General features: G+C 46.0%; 16 protein-coding genes and 1 tRNA gene. 11 read left to right on the forward strand and 6 right to left on the reverse strand.

What is annotated here, in order from left to right:
- Positions 1-27: 27 nt before the first annotated feature.
- The 8 genes from K4H28_RS06180 (at position 28) to K4H28_RS06215 (ending at position 11,049) form a co-directional block, all read left to right on the forward strand.
- A complete protein-coding gene (locus K4H28_RS06180) occupies positions 28-1,512 on the forward strand; it encodes a DUF4178 domain-containing protein (RefSeq protein ID WP_221007500.1) in 1,485 nt (494 codons plus the stop codon).
- 157 nt (positions 1,513-1,669) lie between these two features.
- Positions 1,670-2,029 carry an adenosylmethionine decarboxylase gene (gene speD / locus K4H28_RS06185; RefSeq protein ID WP_221007501.1) on the forward strand — a complete coding sequence of 120 codons (360 nt, stop codon included), beginning with the start codon at positions 1,670-1,672 and terminating at the stop codon, positions 2,027-2,029.
- An 84-nt stretch (positions 2,030-2,113) separates the two neighbouring features.
- On the forward strand, positions 2,114-2,884 hold the full coding sequence (locus K4H28_RS06190; protein ID WP_221007502.1) for an endonuclease/exonuclease/phosphatase family protein: 771 nt from the start codon (positions 2,114-2,116) through the stop codon (positions 2,882-2,884).
- Positions 2,884-4,050, forward strand: a complete 1,167-nt coding sequence (clsB, locus tag K4H28_RS06195; RefSeq protein WP_255573670.1) for a cardiolipin synthase ClsB — start codon at positions 2,884-2,886, stop codon at positions 4,048-4,050. Before K4H28_RS06190 ends, clsB begins: the two co-directional genes overlap by 1 nt.
- Positions 4,051-4,202: 152 nt before the next feature.
- A complete protein-coding gene (cysS, locus tag K4H28_RS06200; protein ID WP_221007504.1) occupies positions 4,203-5,594 on the forward strand; it encodes a cysteine--tRNA ligase in 1,392 nt (463 codons plus the stop codon).
- Between the two features lie 147 nt (positions 5,595-5,741).
- A complete protein-coding gene (locus K4H28_RS06205) occupies positions 5,742-7,001 on the forward strand; it encodes a diguanylate cyclase (protein WP_221007505.1) in 1,260 nt (419 codons plus the stop codon).
- A 19-nt stretch (positions 7,002-7,020) separates the two neighbouring features.
- Positions 7,021-8,802 (forward strand): M61 family metallopeptidase, encoded by a 1,782-nt coding sequence (locus K4H28_RS06210; RefSeq protein WP_221007506.1) that lies wholly within the window; start codon positions 7,021-7,023, stop codon positions 8,800-8,802.
- 240 nt (positions 8,803-9,042) lie between these two features.
- Entirely contained in the window at positions 9,043-11,049 is a 2,007-nt protein-coding gene (locus K4H28_RS06215) for a putative bifunctional diguanylate cyclase/phosphodiesterase (protein WP_221007507.1), read from the forward strand.
- Between the two features lie 88 nt (positions 11,050-11,137).
- On the opposite strand, the gene K4H28_RS06220 is transcribed toward K4H28_RS06215, so the two are convergent.
- Together K4H28_RS06220 and K4H28_RS06225 are read right to left on the reverse strand one after the other, a co-directional pair.
- Positions 11,138-11,228, reverse strand: a tRNA-Ser gene (locus K4H28_RS06220).
- A 93-nt stretch (positions 11,229-11,321) separates the two neighbouring features.
- Positions 11,322-12,842: a fumarate hydratase gene (locus tag K4H28_RS06225; protein WP_221007508.1), complete on the reverse strand. Its 1,521-nt coding sequence runs from the start codon at positions 12,840-12,842 to the stop codon at positions 11,322-11,324.
- 75 nt (positions 12,843-12,917) lie between these two features.
- On the opposite strand from K4H28_RS06225, the gene K4H28_RS06230 reads away from it, so the two are divergent.
- Entirely contained in the window at positions 12,918-13,751 is an 834-nt protein-coding gene (locus K4H28_RS06230; protein WP_221007509.1) for an NUDIX hydrolase, read from the forward strand.
- Between the two features lie 180 nt (positions 13,752-13,931).
- Here the strand turns inward: K4H28_RS06230 and K4H28_RS06235 are convergent, their stop codons facing one another.
- The 4 genes from K4H28_RS06235 to K4H28_RS06250 all read right to left on the reverse strand — a co-directional run bounded on the left by K4H28_RS06235 (position 13,932) and on the right by K4H28_RS06250 (position 20,591).
- Complete coding sequence (locus K4H28_RS06235) at positions 13,932-15,317, reverse strand: efflux transporter outer membrane subunit (protein WP_221007510.1); 1,386 nt, start codon at positions 15,315-15,317, stop codon at positions 13,932-13,934.
- Positions 15,310-18,447 carry an efflux RND transporter permease subunit gene (locus K4H28_RS06240; RefSeq protein ID WP_221007511.1) on the reverse strand — a complete coding sequence of 1,046 codons (3,138 nt, stop codon included), beginning with the start codon at positions 18,445-18,447 and terminating at the stop codon, positions 15,310-15,312. Before K4H28_RS06240 ends, K4H28_RS06235 begins: the two co-directional genes overlap by 8 nt.
- 12 nt (positions 18,448-18,459) lie before the next feature.
- Entirely contained in the window at positions 18,460-19,614 is a 1,155-nt protein-coding gene (locus K4H28_RS06245; RefSeq protein WP_221007512.1) for an efflux RND transporter periplasmic adaptor subunit, read from the reverse strand.
- 242 nt (positions 19,615-19,856) lie between these two features.
- Entirely contained in the window at positions 19,857-20,591 is a 735-nt protein-coding gene (locus K4H28_RS06250) for a beta-ketoacyl-ACP reductase (RefSeq protein ID WP_221007513.1), read from the reverse strand.
- A gap of 129 nt (positions 20,592-20,720) precedes the next feature.
- Here K4H28_RS06250 and K4H28_RS06255 point away from each other — a divergent pair, with 129 nt between their 5' ends.
- A complete protein-coding gene (locus K4H28_RS06255) occupies positions 20,721-21,608 on the forward strand; it encodes an SDR family NAD(P)-dependent oxidoreductase (protein WP_221007514.1) in 888 nt (295 codons plus the stop codon).
- Positions 21,609-21,706: 98 nt separating this feature from the next.
- Positions 21,707-23,359 carry a CTP synthase gene (gene pyrG, locus K4H28_RS06260; RefSeq protein ID WP_221007515.1) on the forward strand — a complete coding sequence of 551 codons (1,653 nt, stop codon included), beginning with the start codon at positions 21,707-21,709 and terminating at the stop codon, positions 23,357-23,359.
- The last annotated feature ends 53 nt before the right edge of the window (positions 23,360-23,412 follow it).

The raw sequence follows: 23,412 nt of genomic DNA on the forward strand, positions 1-23,412 counted from the left end.
GGCTTTGCCAGCTTAATGGGGCTTTAAATGTTCCGTTCCGCCTGTCCCTCGTGTGGCGCTGAAGTTTTATTTCGATCTACTATTTCGGCAGTCGCTATTTGCGAGTATTGCCAGAGTACCGTGCTGCGCAGTGCCGATGAGGTTAAAGACTTCGGCAAAATCGGTAAGGTGCTCGAAGACTATTCGCCGATTCAAATTGGTACGTCGGGCGTGTTTGCTGGGCGTGCGTTTACGGTGCTGGGGCGGATTCAGTTGCGGTATGAGGCTGGATTGTGGAACGAGTGGTATGTGTCCTTCGATGACGGTCAGCAAGGCTGGCTGGCTGATACATCGGGGCAGTTTATGTTTACACTGCCGTTATCAGAAACGACTGCGGCTACGAGTTCGCCTGCGTTCGATGCCTTTACGCCTGAAATGCGTTACGAGCACGGCGGACGCGTATATGTTGTAACGGATGTACGTACTGCGCAGTGTATTGGCGGGCAGGGTGAGTTGCCGTTTGCGCTTGGGCAGGGTTATGAGGCCAAAGTGGTCGACTGCCGCAGTGCGGATCGCTTTCTGACGGTTGATTTTTCCGATGTTACGCTGTTTAAGCCTAATCCCACGCTGTACATCGGCGAGGCGGTTGAGTTAAAAAACTTGCAATTGCAGCTGTTGCGAGACGCCGAAACCATTTTGGCGAGTGCTGGACGCCTAAAAGGCACGGGTGCCGTACTCGATTGCCCGAGCTGCGGTAGCCCGTTGAAATATCAAGCGGGGGTGGCGACGCAGATTGTGTGTAAAGCGTGTGCGTCCGTCGTTGATTGCTCGGGTGATAAAGCGCTGGTGCTGGAAAAACACACCGCCGCTGCTCAATACCACGCTACGCTGGATGTCGGCGATAGTGCGGCAATTGATGGTGTTAATTGGAAAATTATTGGTCTGATTGAAATGGAAGAGACCAATGATGCTGATTCAAGCTGGACTGAATATCTACTGTATAACGCGCAGCAAGGGTTTTTCTGGTTAGTCGAATCGAATGATGGCTGGTATCAAGTTGAGGTTCTGAATCGTTTACCTGATAGTTGGACCAATGAATCCGCCGTACTAGATGGTGTGCGTTATCGCCGGCCATTTGAGTTATATAGCGCCAAAGTGACGTATGCGGCTGGTGCGTTTAACTGGCGGGTGAGTGTGGGTGACCAAGTGAGCTGCGCTGAGTATGAGCATAACGGTGAGCGGCTTTGTAAAGAGAAAAGTCAGACCGAAGTGATCTGGTCAAAATCAAAACGTATCCCCAATCAATTGGTCGAACAATGGTTTGGAAAAGGTAAGATCATTACGCCGATAAGTAATTCGGGTGTGGATTCGGCGAGTAATCGACATTTGTCGATGCTATTTATTGTCGGATTGCTGGTGCTGAATATTCCATTGGCCTTTGCGGGTTCTAATTTAATTGGCAGTTTGTTTTGGACTGGCTTGGCCGTGTGGTTAATCCGCTTGCCACTCAAGTCGGGTGAGGATGAAGAATGAATAGCGGCTTATATCGCTTGTATTGCATCGCGATTGTCACCATCTGTAGTTTGATCAATTTGTCTTCGTGTAGTTCGTCGAGCTCAAATAGCAGTTCGCGCGGCTGGGGAAGTGGATATTCGTCGGGCGGCAGTTATTCTGGCGGCGGTCATAAATAATGCATGTTTCCATTTCTCCCCCCAAGGGGCAGCATGTATTGGCCGATTTGTACGGCTGTGACGCGCAGCAATTGGCCAATCCTGAATGGATTGCTGATTGCTTATTGCTTGCAGCTCAGGCAGCTGGGGCGACGGTGCTCAATTCCCATTTTCATCACTTTGGTGAGCAGCAAGGTGTGACGGGGGTGCTGCTCTTGATGGAGTCTCACATCAGCATTCACACTTGGCCTGAGCATGGTTACGCCGCGATTGATTTGTTTATGTGTGGTCAGGCACAAGTGGATGCGGCACTTTGTTCCTTGATATCAAAAATTACGAGTAAAGAGCAATCGATTCAATTGATTGAGCGTGGCTTTTAATGGGTATGTGCACCTAGCTATTGTCTAGAAATGGCTGCGTGTATATACATTGATGTATTTTGTTGGCTTGCTGGGAGGCAAAGAATGAGTCAAATTCTTAAAATTGCCTCGTACAATATCCATAAAGGCATGTCGCCACTGAATCAAAATTTTGTCTTGCATGGTGTACGGCAAGCTTTAAAAACGCTCGATCCTGATTTGGTTTTCCTGCAAGAAGTGCAGGGAGCGCATCATAGCTTGGCTAAAAAAATCCCGACATGGCCCAGTGACGCGCAGCATGAGTATTTGGCGGGCGACGTGTTGTTTTCGGCTTATGGCAGTAATGCGCATTATCAATTGGGTCACCATGGTAATGCGCTGTTGTCGCGGTTCCCTATTTTGCACCGAAGCAATCATGACTTAACGCTGCATCGTTTTGAGCAACGTGGCTTATTGTATTGCCAATTGGATTTGCCATCTTGGCAGCAGCCTTTGCATGCGTTTTGCGTTCATTTGAATTTGCGTGCCAGTGATCGTCGTAAGCAGTTGCAACTGATGGTCAAGGCGATTGGCGAGCAAGTTCCTGTGGATGAGCCGCTGGTGCTGGCGGGGGATTTTAACGATTGGCGTGGTGAAGTGAGTGCCATTTTGCAGGGCGAACTCGGCATGAACGAGGCTTTTCAAGCGTTGCATGGCACTCACGCTCGCAGCTTTCCGGCGCGGATGCCGTTTTTCTCTCTGGACCGAATCTATACGCGCGGTTTTGAAATTCAGACTGCCGAAGTTTTGATGGGCGCGCCATGGCGTAGTCTGTCTGATCACGCGCCGCTGTATGCCACGATGGCTCGAGATTTGTCAGGGGTGCATAAAAAGTGATGGTTCATTCTGGCTGGCGAACGGGCAATAAATTGACCTTGCTTCGCAATGGGGCTGAATTTTTTCCTGCACTTTTGTTTGCGATTGAGACGGCACAGTTTGAAATACGCTTGGAAACCTATATTTTCGAAGCCGATGAAGTGGGTTTAAATATCGCGAACGCTTTAATGCATGCAGCCCAGCGCGGTGTGAATGTCGGTTTGTTAATTGATGGTTTTGGCGCTAAAAACTTCCCTGCTGATTTACGGCAGCGCCTACAGACGGCTGGCGTATATTTTTTATTTTTTCGCCCTGAAGTTAGCCCGTTTTCTGTCAAAAAGACGCGACTTCGTCGTTTGCATCGCAAATTATCGTGCTTTGACGGGCGCGTAGCCTTTGTTGGTGGCATCAATATTTTGTCTGATGATGACGGTGAAGGTCTTGCTCCGCGCTATGACTATGCCGTTCAGGTTGAAGGCCCCGTTGTTTCTGATATTCAGCAGGCATTGGCAAGGCAGTGGCGTTATACCTCGTGGGTGCAGCTTAAAAAACAGTTGTTTAAGTCATTTTTACGCGTACAACCACCTGTGGTGGGAGACTCATTGGCGCGTTTGCTAGTCAGGGACAATGCCCGCAATCGGCGCACTATTGAGAAGTCTTATATTGATGCGATTCAAGCTGCGAGTAGTGAAGTTTTGATTGCGAATGCTTATTTCTTGCCCGGACGACGTATGCGGCAGGCTTTGATAAAGGCCGCCAAGCGCGGGGTCAATGTGGTTTTGTTGCTGCAAGATGAGCGTGATCATGCCTTGCTGCAATATGCCAGCTGGGCATTTTATCGTCAGTTTCTTGACGCCGGCATTGACATCTTTCAGTATAAAAGTGGCTTTATGCACGCCAAAGTCGCCGTGATTGATGGGCAATGGGCTACCGTGGGGTCGAGCAATATTGATCCATTTAGTTTGTTGCTTGCTCGCGAAGCAGACTTGGTGGTGCAAGATGAGTCTTTTGCCAAGCAATTGCGCTACGATATTCGCTTGCATCTGCAGCAAGATGCAACGCAAGTCGTGCCAGAGCACATTAAAAATGCGGGTTTTGCTTTGCGTTGGCTCGTTTGGGCGTGTTATGGTTTGGTACGATTACTGTTGGGTATTACTGGCTATGGTGGCCGCAAGTACTTGGAATAACGCGAAGCGGCCATAACTAAAGTAGCCAAACCATCTACGCCATATCGCCCGTGTAGATCGATGGCATCATTGGGTTGCCTGAGCGCTGCAGTGTAGCTACTTTCTTTAGTAGCTTAATTAAAATCATCACATTTTTTTGAAACGAGCTTTTTATGATCACTTTGTACAATACCCTCGCCCGCGAAAAGCAGGAATTTAAACCCATCACACCAGGCGTGGTGAATATGTATGTCTGCGGGATGACGGTGTACGACTACTGTCATATTGGGCATGCGCGCATGGTGGTGGTGTTTGATGTGATCGCTCGTTGGTTTCGTGAATCTAATTACAAAGTCAATTATGTTCGCAATATCACTGATATTGACGACAAAATCATTAAGCGTGCCGCCGAAAATGGCGAGTCTATCGGTACATTAACTGAGCGATTTATCGCAGCAATGAACGAGGATTTCGCTGCGCTTGGTATTGTCCGCCCTGATCACGAGCCACGCGCAACGGATCATGTTGGTGGCATGCAAGAGATTATCGCTAAGCTTTTTGATCGCGGTTTAGCCTATTCTGCGCCTAATGGCGATGTGTATTATTCAGTGCGAAAATTTCAGGGCTACGGCAAGTTATCTCGTAAGAATTTGGATGATCAGCGTGCGGGTGAGCGGGTTGAAGTTGATGTAAATAAACAGGATGCTGCTGATTTTGTTTTGTGGAAAAGCGCTAAAGAAGATGAGCCCGCAGAAGTAAAATGGGATTCAAAGTGGGGTTCGGGTCGCCCAGGTTGGCATATCGAATGCTCTGCGATGAGTTGCCATCATTTGGGCGAGCACTTTGATATTCATGGTGGCGGTGAAGATTTGCAATTTCCGCACCACGAAAATGAGATTGCCCAATCCGAAGGTGCGCACGGCCATCAATATGTGAATTACTGGCTTCATAATGGGTTTATCAATGTCGACAATGAAAAAATGTCGAAAAGCCTTGGCAACTTCTTCATCATTCGCGAAGTGTTGGCTAAGTACGATGCGGAAGTGCTGCGTTTCTTTATTTTGCGTGCGCATTACCGTAGCCCACTCAATTACAGTGATGTGCATTTGGATGACGCCAAAAACGCACTGACCCGTCTTTATACAACGCTGAAATCAGTTCCCGCTGCAGAGGTTCAAATCGACTGGGCTGAGCCACACGCAGCGCGCTTTAAAGCGGCGATGGACGACGATTTTGCAACCACAGAAGCGGTAGCCGTTCTGTTCGAGTTGGCATTGCACGCGAATAAACATGCGGGTACAGCGGAAGGAGTCCAAGCTGCTGGCCTACTTAAGGCTTTGGCTAAAGTGTTGGGTTTATTGCAGCGTGATCCGTCTACGTATTTGCAAGCTGGTGCTAGTGATAGTGAATGGACTAGCGAAAAGATCGAAGCGGCTATTATTACCCGTAAAGAAGCTCGCGCAGCGAAAAACTGGGCAGAGTCTGACCGCGTTCGTGATGAACTTACTGCCGCTGGTATTGTGCTCGAAGATACGGCACAGGGTACAACTTGGCGTAGAGTGTGAAATCGGCGCTGCTGAGCAATTTAAAGCCATCTTTTGATGGCTTTTTTAGTATTTAGGATTGCCAGTCATTTTGAATCCTTTAACTCAGTGGCATTAAGCTCTATGCTGTGTGAATCTAGATTGAATTGACTTACTGTAGAGATATTAATGAATTCATCTGCAATGCCAATGGTGTACTTTGTCGCCCCTAATGCCGAACATTTTGACGATATTCAGTCGCAACTGAGTTTGTTTGGGTTTGATTGTCAGGTTTTTACACGCAATAGCGCAATTTTGGCGGCGATGCATACGCAGCCGCCATTTGCGGTGGTTGTTGATGAGTTGGGCTTGTCTGATGCAAATTCAAAAAAGTGTGTGCCGCTGATTAGCAGATTATCAAAAGGGCCAGTTATTTTTCTCTCTAACGCCCATAGCATTGCTGAGCAAATCGACTTGATGCGCAATGGTGTTACTGATTTTTTGCCTAAGCCATTTAATCCTCAGCAATTGATTGATCGCTTGGATTCTTTGCAAGAGCAAGCAAGACCCGATCCATTTCGTGTGTTGATTGTTGATGATTCTGAGGCTGTGGCGCGTTGGACGTGTGGTGTTTTGTCTGACGCAGGAATGCTTTCCAAACATATACAAAATCCACTTGAAGTTATTTTGCTAATCGAGCGCATGAAGCCAGATATCATTTTGATGGATGTTTATATGCCTGAATGTTCGGGTGATGAAATTGCCAAGATCATTCGTCAAAATAAACAGTACGATTCAATCCCTATCGTGTTTCTCTCAACGGAAACGCATCGCGGTAAGCAGCTAATGGCGCGAAGCATGGGTGGTGATGATTTTCTCGTGAAAAATATGGAGCCTGAAGAGCTAGTGGCTTCGATTACGATCACTGCCGAGCGTTATCGACAGTTACGGCGTTGGATGACGCGGGATAGCTTAACTGCGCTCTTAAATCACACCAATATCATTGAAGAGTTAACACGAGAGGTCGCTCGGGCGCATAAAGAGTGTCGACAGTTGTCCTATGCCATGGTTGATATTGACCATTTCAAGTTGATAAATGATCGACATGGCCATATGGTCGGTGATCGGGTAATTAAATCTTTGTCTCGCTTGCTACGCGGTGGCATGGGTAAACCTAATTCAGTTGGGCGTTATGGTGGCGAGGAGTTTGCCGTAATTTTGTCTGATCAAACGATGATGCGTGCAGCTCAAAAGTTAGATGAACTTAGACAAAGTTTTTCTCAATTAACGCAAATTAGCACTGATTCTGGCGAGTTTCATTCAACTGTGAGTATTGGTGTCGCTCAACTACAAGATGGTCAGACTGCGCAGCAATTAATTGATGCCGCAGATCGTGCTCTCTATCAAGCCAAAGCCGCAGGCCGAAACCAGGTTGGGCTGGCAACTTAATACTTATTCTTGAAGATTTATGACTATTCACTACAAAATTTCTCCGTACGATTCGGCTGCACATCTTTTCTTAATCGATTTAACGATTTCATCACCAAATCCAGATGGACAGTTGGTGTATTTGCCCACCTGGATACCCGGTAGTTATTTGATTCGTGAGTTTGCCAAAAATATTGTATCTATTGAAGCTATGTCTCAAGGTGAGCCTGTTGCATTAAGGAAAATGGATAAGGCAAGTTGGCAAGCTGCGGCGGTTTCAGCGCCTTTAACGATTTCTTGTATTGTCTATGCCAATGATCTGTCGGTGCGAGGTGCGTATCTCGATAGTGAACGTGGTTTCTTTAATGGCACCAGTGTATTTTTAGCTGTTAAAGGTCAAGAACAGGATACTTGCAGTGTTGAAATCATTGCCCCTGCGCAGATCAAGTGGCGTTTAGCGACAACGCTAGGTGCGGTTCAGGTCGATGACTCTGCTTTTGGATTGTATCAGGCCAAAAATTATGACGAGTTAATTGATCATCCCGTCGAGATGGCTGACTTTGCGGAAGTCGCATTCCAAGCTTGTGGCGTACCGCATCGATTGGTGATTTCTGGTCGCCATCAGGCAGATTTATCGCGCCTTGCGCGAGATCTTCAACGGATTTGTGAGTATCAAATCCAATTTTTTGGTACACCTGCACCATTCAAAGAATATGTATTTCTCACGTTGGCGGTTGGTGATGGATACGGTGGTTTGGAGCATCGTTCATCAACGGCATTGATTTGCAAACGCAATGATTTGCCTTTGGCGCATGAAACGGAAATAAAGCCAGGGTATTTACAGTTTTTAGGTTTGTGTAGTCATGAGTACTTTCACAGTTGGAATGTGAAACGTATTAAACCAGCGGCTTACGCGCCCTATGATTTGCAGCAAGAGAGTTATTCTCGCTTGCTTTGGGCATTTGAAGGTATTACTTCGTATTACGATGATTTAACCTTGGTGCGAACGGGTTTAATCACTCAGCAAACTTATTTAGATTTATTGTCGCAATCAATCACGAATGTTGAGCGCGGGCAGGGACGTCTTGTTCAAAACCTTGAAGATGCAAGCTTTGATGCATGGGTGAAATACTATCGACAGGATGAAAATAGCCCGAATGCATTAGTGAGTTACTACACCAAAGGTGCGTTGTTTGCGTTGTGCTTAGATTTGACAATTAGACAGAAGACTTTAGGAGCGAAATCGCTGGATGACGTGATGCGCGCACTGTGGCAGCGTTTTGGTGTGTGTTTTGAACAAAATGAGCAAGGCGTGACCGAAGAAGAGTGGGAATGTGTCGCGCAACAAACCACGGGTGTTGATTTGTCAAGTTTGTTTAATTTGGGTTTGCGAACGACTACTGAGTTACCGTTGCGTGAGCTGCTGGCCGATGTGGGGGTTGAGTGGCAGCAGCGTGTTGCTGTGTCGAGTGCTGATAAAGGTGGTTGGCAAGAAGCGCCTAAGCATAATGCGCCTAGCTTGGGGGGCAAAACAGCAGCAGAAACGGGGGGCGTTAAGTTAACGCAGGTATTTACCGATGGCGCTGCACAACTAGCAGGGCTTTCTGCGGGCGATGTGTTGTTTGCATGGAATGGCTTGCGATTAACGATCGCAAATTTAGAGCAGTTTTTAAGTTCAGCGCAGCTTGGTGAAAAGGTGAGAATTCATGCCTTCCGTCGTGATGAATTAATGGTGTTTGATTTGTCTGTTCAAGCTGCGCTACTGGATACGGTTGGTTTGAAAGTAGTTTTCGGTCTTGACGTGGGCTTTTTGAATGCCTGACCTTTGTTTCTTTGTTCTCGCAATGTAAATTCTTTCTTGGCGCAGTGCAGCAATTCAGACTATGAATGAATTGCATCGGCGCTTTTGACTTCAAAGGAGGTTACATTGCATCTGTTTCAGCAACTCACTAGCAAATTTCAAGGAGCAAGGACTAAGGTTCTTGTTGTGCTCTGCGTGCTTAATTTGTTGGTGTCAGCATCATTGTCTATGGGCTTGTATTTTTTACTAAATGGCGCGTTGATGTCTGAGCTCGATGGCCGTCTGCATACGGCTGCACGAGCGATTCCTTTTGTTTTACCAGAAAAATATATCGCTAATGCATTGCAAGGCAAGGGTGTAGAGCCGAGTGAGTACCTGAAAAATTTAAATTTGCTCAATCAATATGCGAAGAAAATTGGCGTTGAGCATTTGTATGTTTTAAATAAACGTGGGAAGGATGTGGTTTACCTAGCAGGTAGTGAGGCGCCAAGTGAAGTCCGCGCAGAGCAATATGGACATTATTTGCAAACTTATTCCGATCGTTTTCAACTGGTTCGCTTGGCAATTGAAAGTGGGCAGTCTTATTTTGGCGACGTTCAAGATCAATATGGTGATTTTCGTTCAATTGCTATGCCTGTGGCTTATGGTGCGGGACGCTATTACATACTGGGTGCAGATATCGCAAAGACCGATGTCCTAGCACGGCAAAGTGAAATCCGTTTTCGCGTTTTTTGCTTTGGTTTGTTTATTTTTGCTTTTGGTGTTGTGGTTTCGTGGTTGCTGGCTAGTCAGATGACGGCCCCCTTGAGGCGTTTTTCATCTGCGGTACATCGATTTGCTGCTGGTGAATTTGATGTGCGAATGCCTATGCACCGACATGATGAGCTGGGTAATCTTGCTTCAGCTTTTAATGCAATGGGTGATGCCATTTCGGCTCGTGAGCACCTAATGCGGCAATTGGCTTTTTCGGATCGTTTAACCGGTTTGCCCAATCGCGTGAAGTTTGCTGAGTTGCTGTCCGTATGTTTGAGCAAAGGGCCGCCATGGCTTGCGGTTGTCATGATTGATCTTGCTGATTTTCGTTACATTAATGATGCATTTGGTTTTGATGCGGGTGATCGGGTGCTCTGTACGATGTCGGATCGATTAAGTCAAATGCAGCCAGAGCAGCTTAAAATTGTAAGTAGAATCTCAGGGAATTCTTTTGTTTTACTCTTGAGTGCATGTGATGAGCAGCAAACGTATGCGCAAATTGAATCTATTGAGGCTACCTTATCTGAGTCACTATTGCTGGGTGAGCAAAAAGTGAATGTGGCAATTCGTTCTGGTATTGCGATTTATCCCCTGCACGCAGATGATGCAGAAGGGTTGCTCAGGCATGCTGAAGTGGCGATGTTTTTTGCCAAGCGTGACCGGGAAAGCTCCGTGTTATATGACCCTAGTCGAGAAGAGAATCGCTTGAGCCAATTTACGCTACTGGGTGATCTGCGCGAAGCTTTAAGCGAGAATCATTTGGTTGTTTATTATCAGCCTAAGATTAATGTATCAACTGGTTTGGTGGGGGCGGCCGAGGCGTTGGTGCGCTGGCAGCATCCGAGCCGTGGGTGGATCTCCCCTGGTTTGTTTATCCCTTTTGCGGAAAAAACGGGGAAGCTTAGAGGAATTACTGAATGGGTCTTGTGTGAGGTTTTAAGGCAGCAAGTTGAATGGCAAAAAATAAATGTCAATTTACGGATATCAGTGAATGTGGGCGTTAGTGATGTAGAGGATGCCCAATTTGTAGATTTTGTTGAGGAGCAGTTGAGCAAGGCGGGTTCTGCCGCAAATTTGTGCTTAGAAATTACTGAAACTGGTGTGATGCATAAACCCGATGCGATGTTGCAAAATCTGGCTCGTTTGCGTCGATTAGGGGTTAAATTATCGATTGATGATTTTGGCACTGGATACTCTTCATTTGCATACCTTGCAAAGATGCCCGTGAATGAGTTGAAGATCGATCAGGTTTTTGTGATGTCAATGAATAGTACATTTGAGAGTGTTTCTATCGTTCGATCGATGATTGAGATTGGTCATATTTTGGGCTTGAAGGTCGTTGCAGAGGGGGTAGAAACCATCGGGATTTGGCAAGCACTAGCTGTAATGGGGTGTGATGAAGTTCAGGGGTACTTGATTGCTAAGCCGATGGCATCGCAAGTCTTGCTTGACTGGCTGGCTGAGGGGCCACATCAACCTGCCGAGTTAACACCGCCTAGCATGTCTAACTTTTGACCTGTCCTGACAGCCAAATCAAAATGGCATACCAATGAAGTTAGAAAACAAAAAAGCCCTGAATAGTCAGGGCTTTAGTGTAAATTCGTGGCGGAGAGAGGGGGATTCGAACCCCCGATAGGCTATTAACCTATACACGCTTTCCAGGCGTGCGACTTAAGCCACTCATCCATCTCTCCGCATGAGGAGGTCGAATCATACCGAAGCACACTCCTCATGGCAAGCGAATGCCGGATCAACTTAAATTAGCAATGCCAATCCGCTTTGGCTGCCTAAACGCTAGTGACTGGGATTTTGCCAATTTTGGCTTGCCACTCTTTTGGAGCAATCGCATGAACTGAGGTACCGTTTGAGTCTACCGCTACGGTTACCGGCATATCCACGACATCAAATTCATAAATGGCTTCCATTCCTAAGTCTTCAAAGCCTACCACACGACTCGCCTTAATGGCTTTTGACACTAGGTAGGCTGCGCCCCCCACTGCCATTAAATATACGGATTTGTGCTTTTTAATGGCATCTAACCCAGCAGGGCCACGCTCAGCCTTACCAATCATACCCAGTAAACCCGTTTCGGCCAGCACTTGCTCAGTAAATTTATCCATGCGTGTCGCCGTAGTTGGCCCTGCTGGACCTACGATTTCATCACGCACTGGATCAACTGGGCCTACGTAATAAATAAAGCGACCTTTAAAATCGACAGGTAGTTTTTCACCATTATTGAGCATTTCGACCATGCGCTTATGCGCAGCGTCGCGGCCGGTAAGCATTTTTCCGTTCAATAGCAAGGTTTGACCCGGAGTCCAGCTTGCAACCTCTTCGGGCGTGACTGTATTTAAATCAACACGAACCGAAGCGGCTGACGGTGTCCACGTCACATCAGGCCAATCTTCTAGTTTTGGCACCTCCAACTCCGCGGGACCAGAGCCATCCAGAGTAAAGTGTACGTGACGCGTTGCCGCACAATTTGGAATCATCGCCACTGGCAAGCTCGCTGCGTGCGTTGGGTAATCTTTGATTTTTACGTCAAGCACCGTGGCTAAACCACCCAAACCTTGCGCACCAATACCCAGTGCATTCACTTTCTCATACAATTCAACGCGTAACTCTTCGACGCGATTTTGCGGGCCACGTGCGATCAGCTCATGAATGTCGATTTCTTCCATCAAAGCTTCTTTAGCCATCACCATCGCTTTTTCAGCGGTTCCACCAATGCCAATACCCAACATGCCTGGCGGACACCATCCAGCGCCCATCAACGGTACCGTTTTCAAAACCCAATCGACAATCGAATCGGAAGGATTCAGCATCACAAATTTAGATTTATTTTCTGAGCCGCCGCCTTTGGCTGCGATATCGATATCGACCGTACAGCCTGGTACGATTTCGTAATGAATCACTGCTGGTGTATTGTCTTTGGTGTTCTTACGACCGCCCGCGGGATCCATCAAGATCGATGCACGTAATTTATTGTCGGGGTGCAAGTAAGCACGGCGAACACCTTCATTGATCATGTCGCTAACGCTCATCGTTGCAGCTTCCCACTGTACATCCATGCCCACACGCACAAATACCGTTACAATACCAGTGTCTTGGCAAATGGGGCGATGTCCTTCAGCGCACATACGGCTATTGGTTAAAATTTGTGCGATGGCATCTTTGGCTGCAGGGCTTTCTTCTAGCTCGTAAGCTTTGCCCAAGGCTTGAATGTAATCCTTAGGGTGGTAGTAACTAATGTATTGCAAACTATCGGCGATGCTAGTGATGAGGTCGTCTTGGCGAATTTTGCTCATAATTGTGTTCTCCGCAAATCAAAATTTTACCGGCGAATTGTAGCGCATCCTGCTCAACTACAGATAACGATCGATATGAAAAAAACCAGCATTTTTCGGGCTCTTGAATTACAGGCCCGTACTCAAATTGAAGACTATCTTGCCAGCCAACCTCAGTTCTCGGTTAAGGGGCTAACTCCGTTATTCATCAACGGGCATCAATATGGTTGGCTTGAAAGTTGCACTGCAGCTAAGTTATTACATTTTTCTGAGCGGTGGATTAAGCAGGATGGAAAGGTTGAGCTTCAAGGTAAAGATATAGCAGACGAGTTACAGCAGGCCGCACGCTATCTCCAGCAGGAGGGATTAATTGGAGGGTGGCGCAATGAAAGCTATGGCGTTTATGCGGAAGATGAACATGGACAGTTTGATTTCACAAATTCACTCTGTTCGCTTGAACGTGCAAGCTTTCGCCGCTATGGATTTCTAAGTCGTGCAGTTCACATTAATGCATATTACCCAGATGGCACTCTTAGTCTTGGAAGACGGGCTAGCACTAAGAGTATTGACCCCAACTTACTTGATAATATGGCCGCTGGCGGTATACCTATGGGTGAGCTTGTTCTGGATTGTGCTATCCGTGAGCTTAAAGAAGAAGCGGGCGTTACTCGTGATGTCGCCAAGCGCATTGAATTTGTAGAAACAATTCATATTCAGCGTAATGAATCAGATGGCACTCACAATGAAATCTTATATTGCTTTGATTTAGCGTTGCCTGAGGATTTTGTACCTTGCAATCAAGATGGTGAAGTTGCTACGTTTTATCGGCTTGATCAAATGGATGCTATTAATAGCTTAGAGTTAATGACTTGGGATGCGGGCAGGACTAGTGCATCCTTTTTATTACGCAAAGGGAGATTGTCATTATAAAAGGTGCTTCAGTTTTTTTAGTTATCTTCAGGGCGAGTTGGAAATAATTTTGTTTTAGCGTTGTGCTAATAGTTGCGTAATTTAAGTTGTTTATATAAAAATAGCCCGAACATGGTTGGGGCTATTTTTATATTTAATAATCCTTAAAATTAAGCAGATCCAATCTAAATTGGATGCCGATTAAAGAGCTGGCTTTTCCCAACCACCACCGATTGCTTTAATGAACTCAACTTGTACTTTGAGTTGGTTTCTTTGTGCCGCAACTAAGCTTAACTGTGTATTAAATAAACTCCTTTGCGCATCTAAAACCTCTAAGTAGCTCGAGTAGCCATTGTCGTAACGAAGTGTGGCCAACCTGAGTTGCACTTTCAACGCATTGACTTGCACCAATTCATATTCGATCTTTTTCTGAACGGTTTGATTTGCAATTAGGGTTGACCTTGTTTCAGAAAAGGCTTTTTGAATGGCCTCTTGATACTGAGCAACCGCTTGCCTTTCTTGTGCTTTGGCTTGGTCTACTTGAGCTGCTGTTAGGCCACTATTAAATAAAGGCATTGCCAAGTCGCCAGCATAAGACCAAATATTTGAGTTGGCGGAAAACAGATTATTCAGGTTGCCACTCTCCACGCCAAGTAAGCCAGTAAGGGAAATTCGTGGGAAGTAGGCGGCTCGAGCAACTTGTATTCGAGCCCGCGAGGCCAGCAAGTTGGCTTCGGCCTGTGCAATGTCGGGCCTTTGCAATAAGAGCTCCGAGCTAAGTTGGGCTGGAATCGTCGTATTGACTTGTAAGTCTGAAATTGACTTACCACGTGAAATATTCTCTGTCATCATCACACGAGCGGACTGCCCTAAAAGCACGCTTAAAGCACTTTCTTGCCGTGCGATTGATTCTTGGAAGTCAGGGATATTGCTTTGCGCGTTACCAAGCTCAACTTCGGACTGCTTAACGTCAAGTTCAGAGGTAACACCTCCCCGAAATCGTTTCTGCTGAAGTTCGTTAGATTCACTACGTGATTTAACAGTGTTTTGAGTGATTTCTAACTGCGCATCAAGTGCGCGCAAATTAAAGTAGCCTTGTGCAACTTCGGTTGTGAGTGCTAATTGAGCTGCGTCGCGATTATATTCCACAGCCATTAAATCTTGCTTGGCTGCTGCAGTTGAGTTGCGAACACGTCCCCATAGATCTAATTCCCATGAGGCTTGTGCTGCTAATTTGTAGTCACTACTGATTTGCGAGTCTTTACCTGTTTGGTTTTTTGACACTTCAGCGCGGCGTGCGCCTCCCGTCAGATCAATTCTGGGCAGAGCCTCAGATGAGGTAATCCCTAGCTTGGCACGTGATTCATCTACTTTTGCTGTTACAAAGGCGAGGTTTTGATTGTTTTCTAGCGCGGCTTCAATCAATTGGTTCAGTACCGGATCATTGAAATATTTCCACCAATCTTTTTGGATACTGACTTTGGCTTCAGCCACGGGTAGTTGTGTTGTTGGTAAAATATTATCTGGCGTAAAAGCGCAGCCAGTAAATATGAGCGCAACACTGAGTGAAAGAACGGTCTTAAGCATGGTTCTCTCCTTGAGTATTTACTGTTTCAACTTTTTTCTCAGACATTTTCATGATGAGTCGGAAGAAGAGTGGGATAAAGAAAATGGCAATAAAGGTTGCTGCTAACATCCCGCCAATAACTGGCACTCCCAGTGCAAAGCGACTGCCTGAGCCTGCTCCGCTGGATAAGACAAGCGGCAAGCAACCCAAAATAAACGCAAGTGAGGTCATTACGATAGGGCGGAAGCGTAAACGTGCAGCTTCTAATGCGGCATCAAGTAGTGTTTCACCTTCTTCGTACTTCATGATTGCAAACTCAACAATCAAAATGGCATTTTTGGCAGCAAGACCCACCAAGGTAATCAATCCCACTTGGAAGTAGACATTGTTGGTGAGACCAGTGAGGAACACAGCTAGCAATGCACCAAACAACGCAAAGGGTACCGCGGTAATGACTGCAAACGGTAGACTCCAGCGCTCGTACTGTGCAGCCAAAATCAAGAACACCATCAAAATACCCATCAAGAACGCCATGGCAGCAGCGCCACCAGCTTCTTTCTCTTGGAAGGCAGAGCCCGTCCATTGAAGCTTGTAGTCTTTTAGGCCCATTTCTGCTTCCACTTCTTCAAGTGCTTGAATAGCTTGGCCGGAACTCACACCATTGGCAGGTGTCGCCATGATTTTGGCTGCTTGGAACACGTTAAAGCGCTCAACCAATTCCGGACCAACCGAGTTTTTTACAGTTACTAAGCTCGTTAGCGGGATCATCGTGCCATTTGCTGATCGAACATAGACATTGCGAATGTCTTCAGGGTTGGCGCGATAATCTGCCTCTGACTGCAATTGAACTCGGTAAGTGCGGCCAAACTGATTAAAGTCATTGACATAGACTTGCCCGAATGTGGCGGACATGGCGTCAAACACTTGGTTGATATTCACACCTAGCGCTTTTGCTTTTTCTCGATCCAGATCTAAGTAAATTTGCGGAATATTCGCGCGGAATGTCGTCGAAACACTGGCAAATTCTGGACGTTTTTTGGCTTCTTCAACAAAAGCATTCACTGCCTTTGAGAATTCTGCCGTATTGCCCGTGCCTCGATTTTGGTAATAGCCTTCGATGCCGCCAGTGGTTGACATGCCGCTAATTGGAGGGGGGTTGAAGGTGGCAGCAAAGCCATCTTTAAGTCCCATGAAGGCCATGCCTTGGAAAGTGCCAGCTAGATCATAAGAGCTATCACCCTTGCCTTGACGCTCTTTCCAGTCTTTGAGCGTCACAAAAGAAATGCCGCTATTACTAATGACCGCGCCAGATAAAAGATCAAAGCCCGTGAACGAGACTACATTTTCTACGTTCTTATTGGACATCAACATTTTATCAAACTGTGCACTAGTCGCCTCTGTACGATTTAGAGAGGCCGCATCAGGTAGCATTACTGCACTTAATAGATAACCTTGATCTTCATCGGGCACGAGTGCTGTGGGTACGTGTTTTAGCAGCACAACCATAGCAACTAAAATGGCACCAAAAATCATGAAAGCAATGCCAACTCGACGGTTTAGGAAGGCAACGCCACCAACGTAACCATTTGTGAGTTTTTCGAAGCCATTGTTAAATGCCTTGAAAAAACGGTTCGGTTCATGATGACCAGGTTTTAATAAAATGGCGCATAGGGCGGGGGTTAAAGTGAGTGCAACAATACCGGAAATAATGACGGAAATGGCAATGGTGACCGCAAATTGCTGATACATCACGCCGGTCATGCCGCCCATAAATGCTACGGGTAAGAATACGGCGCAGAGCACTAATACAATCGCGACGACAGGGCCTGACACTTCTTCCATCGCCTTAATGGCGGCTTCTTTGGCTGAGCATTTAGTTTCACTCATAATGCGCTCGACGTTTTCGAGCACAACAATTGCATCGTCAACGACGATACCAATCGCTAACACTAGTCCGAACAAGGTGAGTAGATTGATAGAAAAGCCAAACGCCAACATACCGGCAAACGTACCAATCAATGAAATAGGTACGGCGATACAAGGAATCAGTGTCGCTCTAAAGTTTTGTAAGAACAAATAAACAACTAAGAATACTAAAACAATGGCTTCAAGCAGTGTGTGGACGACTTCCTCGATGGAAATCTTAACAAAGGTGGTCGTGTCGTAAGGGATCGAGTACTCAATATCTTGCGGGAAGCGCGTTTTGAGTTCTTCCATTTTTGCAGTAATTGCATCCGCAACACCAATCGCATTAGCACCAGGTTGCAAGTAAATACCCATTGCAACAGCTGATTTGCCGTTGATTTTGGCTTTTAGGTCGTAGTCTTTACCACCGATTTCAACGCGAGCAACGTCTTTCAGGCGAATTTTTGCGCCTTCTGGTGTGGAGCGAACGATGATTTCGTTAAATTCTTCAACTGATTTAAGGCGTCCTTGGGCATTAACGGTATACGTAAAGTCAATGGCTTCGGTTGTAGGTTGGGCACCTATTTTACCGGCTGAGAATTGCGCATTTTGCTCACGAATAGCATTGATAACATCTGTTGGCGTGAGGCCTAGTTGAGCAACTCGGTCGGGACGCAGCCAAACACGCATTGCGTAATCCGTACCGCCAAACATTGTTAAATCACCTACGCCGGGAATGCGTTTAAGCTCATCAACAATATTGAGTAGGGCGTAGTTCGACAAAAACGTTGTGTCATATCGTCCATTGGGGGAGTTGATAGCAATCACGTTTAGGATAGATGTCGATTTCTTTTTAACCGTAACGCCTTGGCGTTTTACTTCTTCCGGTAGCTGCGCCATGGCAGCAGAAACGCGATTGTTTACGTTAATTGTTGCTTGGTCAGGGTCGGTGCCGATTGCAAAGTAGACGTTCAGGCTCATTTGGCCATTCGAGGCAGATCCTGACTGAACATAGAGCATGTGTTCAACGCCATTGATCTGCTGTTCGAGTGGTGCCGCTACCGTTTGAGCGATAACTTCAGGGGTTGCGCCAGGGAAAAATGCGGTAACCGATACAACGGGCGGAGTAATGCCAGGATATTGCTCGACCGGAAGGGATTTCATCCCTACCAAACCTAAAATAACAATAACAATAGAGATAACGCTGGCAAAAATTGGGCGTTCAATAAAGAATTTAGAAAACATAGAGGCTCCTGCTTATTTGCTTGCTGCAGGAGCGCTAGCAATGATTGGTTTTACAGTTGAGCCCGGAGGTGCTTTCATTTGCCCTTCGGTGATGACTTTGTCACCAGCATTCAAGCCTGTTTTCACAATAACTTGCCCATTTTCGCTCGGGCGAATGGTAACGGGTTTGGGTACCACTTTATTGTCTTTATCAACGGTCATTACAATAAAGTCTGCCTGTGATTGAACTACGGCTCTCGCCGGAATTGAGATCGCATTTTTCAAAGTGCCGATGTCTAAAGTTACACGTACAAATTGACCTGGCAATAATTGACCATCTTCATTTTTAAAGATGGCGCGGGCACGGATGGTGCCGGTGTTTGGATCTACTCGGTTATCCGAAAAGTTAACTTGACCGATTTCCGAATATTGACTGCCATCAGCAAGTCGGAGCTGCGCAGTAAATTTGCTTGGGTGATTAAGAGTGATGCCACCGCTGCGTTTCGCTGAGTCAAGCTCTTGTTTGTCTTGTTCTGAATAAGAAAAATTAACGTAAAGTGGATTGTATTGAGAAATCGTTGTTAATTTGCCTGATTCTCCGGAGGCTGAGATTAAACTGCCTTCAGATTGTGCCAGTTTGCTGGTGGTGCCAGAAATCGGCGCAGTGACTTTAGTGTATTCGAGATTGAGTTCTGCCTGCCTTAAGCTGGCTTGCGCTGAGGTATGACTTGCAACTGCAGAATTAAATGCGGCATTTGCATCGTCAAAATCTTTTCGGCTGACTGCATTTTCTTTGAATAGTGGTGTGATTCGATCACGATCAGCGCGTGCTTTGTCTAGATTCGACGCTGCTTGGGAAAGAACACCTTTTGCTTGATCTAAAATTGCTTTATATGGTTCTGGGTCGATTTCAAATAAAACTTGACCGGCTTGGACATTTTGACCTTCAACATAAGTGCGCTTTAGTAGAATGCCATTTACACGAGAGCGAACTTCTACATCACGATAACCCGCTGTTTCGCCGATCATTTCTTTTGATAAAGGAACGTCGGCGGGTTTAACTTCAATAACAGTAACCGGTGCGGGCGGGCGTACTTTCTTTTCTGGAACCTTGTTGCATGCAGCCATTGTCGATAAAACAAAGATACCTGCTGATATTGAACATATGGTTTTCGTGGTGTTGTGCATGCAGCTTGCTCCAAATGTATTTGGCAATGTTTTTGAGGTGATTAAATTGTATGCGAATTGAGTACGAATGAAAATTTGGAGTGTAGTTTAGCAGCTTAGACGAAGCTGGCTAAGACTTAATTGCTTGTAATAATGCACATAGTTTGTAGTTTGTGTTTTGTATTGTTGTTGTTGCCGAGATTTGCGACTAAAAAATAAAAAACCGACCAAAAGGTCGGTTTTTTTGGGGGGTAATTTGTTTGCTAGCAGGTATGTTGGCCCCCATTAATTGCAAGGTTTGCACCAGTCATAAACCCGGCCAGGTCAGACGCTAAGTAGCTGATCAATCCTGCGATTTCTTCAGGCTTGCCTAAACGAGCCACTGGGATGTGAGAAATGATTTTGTTACGTACGTCTTCTGGGACTGCCATCACCATATCAGTAGCAATATAACCAGGTGATACCGTGTTCACAGTGACGCCTTTTTTTGCCACTTCTTGAGCTAACGCCATGCTAAAGCCGTGCATGCCTGCTTTTGCCGCAGAATAATTGGTTTGACCAAATTGACCTTTTTGGCCGTTGATTGAAGAGATGTTAATTACACGCCCCCAGCCACGATCGGCCATGCCGTCGACAAATTGTTTTGAAACATTAAACACCGAGTTTAGGTTGGTGCCAATAACGACATCCCAGTCTGTTTTGCTTAGTTTTTTGAAGGAGGCGTCACGGGTAATTCCGGCGTTATTAACCAAGACGTCAACATGGCCAACTTCGCTAGAAATTTTATCTGCCAAGGCGATGCATGCATCAAAGTCAGTTACGTCACATTCATAGGCGTGAAAGCTATAGCCTGCTGCTTTATTGTCTTCTAGCCAAGCTAATTCTTTGCCTGGTTTTGAGTAAGTCGTCACAACATGAAAGCCATCGTCTGCAAGTTTGCGGCAAATTGCCGTTCCAATACCACCCATACCACCTGTTACTAATGCAACTTTTGCCATGCTGTTTGTATTCCTAATGAGATAATGAATATTTGTGCGCTAATTCAGGTTAGCTGTATTTATGTTGTCGAAGATACTAGCACTAGGATTATATTCGCGTAAGTAAGTGTTATTGATAAATGGTGAAAAATGACTATTTTGAGACAAAATTTAGGGTATTTACCTATTGTGGTGGTGAGCGGGTGCTCAAGTGGGATTGGTTTTTGTGTTGCGAATGGATTGCGTGAGATCGGTTGGCGAGTTTTTGCAACAGCTAGGGATGAAAAATCAGTAAGCGAGTTGATGACGCAGGGGTTTGAGGCCTTGCAATTAGATGTTGCTGACTCGAACTCTATTAAGTCATGCGTTGCCGAAGTTTTGGCGCGGACAGACGGAAGAATTGATGCACTCTTTAATAATGCGGGGTTCGGTGTGCCTGGTGCGGTTGAGGACTTGAGTCGAGACGCTATGCGGCATCAGTTTGAAACTAATGTATTTGGTGCTATTGAGTTAACTAATGCAGTGCTGCCTGCGATGCGTTTACAAGGATATGGTACGATTTTGTTCAATAGCTCAGTCCTTGGGTTTGCGGCAATGCCTTATCGAGGCGCATACAATGCAAGTAAATTTGCGCTGGAGGGCTTTGTTGATACGTTGCGGCAAGAATTGTATGGCACAAAAATTGACGCCTGCTTAATTGAACCAGGTCCAATTACAAGTCAGTTTCGGGCAAATGCTGCTAAGCAATTCTATCGATGGATCGATATTGGAAATAGCTTCCACACAAAATCATATCAAAAAATGCAGCAGCGACTTGAAAAGGCAGGGCCTGCAGCCCCGTTTACCTTGCCAGAGTCCGCCGTATTGGATGTTGTGAAAAAAGCGCTTACAGCAAAAAAGCCAAAGATACGCTATCGTGTCACAACACCTACCAAAGTATTTTGGTGTCTAAAAAGACTTTTGCCATCAAGGTGTTTGGATCGTATCTTGCTGGCAGCCTCTGGTGATGAGCCCGGCCCCAGTTATGGTCGGAAGTAGGGTGTTTGTATCCGAGACATAGTTTTTTGTTGCTGTCCAGAATTGAGGATGCGCTGTTGTTCAGGTAGAATAGGGGATTCAAACTTGTGCGCACTAACATGACCAAGTATATATTCGTAACTGGCGGCGTTGTTTCTTCCTTAGGCAAGGGCATCGCAGCTGCGTCTCTCGCGTCGATTTTAGAATCACGCGGTCTTAAAGTCACTATGATGAAGCTGGATCCATACATTAACGTGGATCCAGGTACCATGAGCCCAATGCAGCATGGCGAGGTTTTTGTTACTGAAGACGGTGCAGAAACTGACCTAGACTTGGGTCACTATGAGCGCTTCATTACCGCCAAAATGAAGAAGTGCAATAACTTCACTACTGGCCAAATCTACGATTCTGTGATCAAAAAAGAACGTCGTGGAGAGTATCTTGGCAAGACTGTTCAAGTTATTCCTCATATCACTGATGAAATCCGTAATTTCATTGCCTTAGGTGGTGGCGATGCAGATATCGCCGTGATCGAAGTAGGCGGCACGGTGGGTGATATTGAGTCTCTGCCTTTTCTTGAGGCAATTCGTCAGATGGGTGTGTTGCTAGGCCGTGAAAGAACTTGCTTTGTTCATTTATCTTACGTGCCATATATTGCGGCGGCTGGTGAAATTAAAACCAAGCCAACTCAACACAGTGTTAAAGAGTTGCGTCAAATCGGCATCATGCCCGACGTACTGATTTGTCGTGGGGATCGCGTTGTTCCTGATGAAGAGCGCCGCAAAATTGCATTGTTTACCAATGTCGCTGAGCAGGCGGTCATTTCATGCCCAGACTTGGATTCAATTTACAAGATTCCACGAGTGCTGTCTGAGCAAGGCATTGACGATATTATCTGTAAACAATTTGCTTTAGATTTGCCAAAAGCTGACTTATCTGTGTGGGATAAGATTGTTGAAGCATCACAAAATCCTCAGCAAACAGTCAACATTGCAATGGTCGGTAAGTACGTTGACTTGACTGAGTCATACAAGTCATTAATCGAAGCTTTGCGTCATGCGGGTATCCATACGCGCTCAGAAGTGAAAATTCACTTTGTAGATTCGGAGTCATTAGAGACCGAAGGCGCTGAGTGCCTGCGTGATATGGATGCGATTTTGGTCCCGGGTGGGTTTGGTAAACGCGGTGTTGAGGGCAAAATCGTTGCAGTACGCTTTGCCCGTGAAAACAACATCCCTTACATGGGGATTTGCTTGGGCATGCAAATTGCGCTGATTGAATTCGCTCGCGACATGGCCAATATGCCGGGCGCAAACTCGACCGAGTTTGACTTGGATACGGATTATCCGGTCGTTGCGCTGATTGACGAATGGGTTAATCACGACGGCAAAGTCGAAAAGCGTGATGAGAATTCAGACATGGGCGGCACAATGCGCCTTGGTGCACAAGAGTGTCGCTTGGAAGCCGGCTCATTGGCTGCGAAAATTTATGGCGGCGAATCTGCCACCGAGCGTCATCGTCATCGTTACGAGGTGAATAATTACTATTTGGATCGATTGCAAGCTGCAGGCTTAAAAATTAGCGGAAAATCAATGGGTGCGGAAGCGCTAGTTGAAACGATTGAATTACCAGGACATCGTTGGTTCTTTGCTTGCCAGTTCCATCCAGAGTTTACTTCTACGCCGCGTGATGGGCACCCACTGTTTATTTCTTATATTCAAGAAGCCATTGCCTACGCTAAAGAGCATGATCGCGAAGGTTTAAGCTGCTAATGCAATGAGTATGGGCTTGCAGCCCATACTCATTGATCTCTATATTCATATAC

Origin of the sequence: Deefgea tanakiae, from assembly GCF_019665765.1 — a bacterium.
In the GTDB taxonomy this organism is placed as follows: Bacteria; Pseudomonadota; Gammaproteobacteria; order Burkholderiales; family Chitinibacteraceae; genus Deefgea; species Deefgea tanakiae.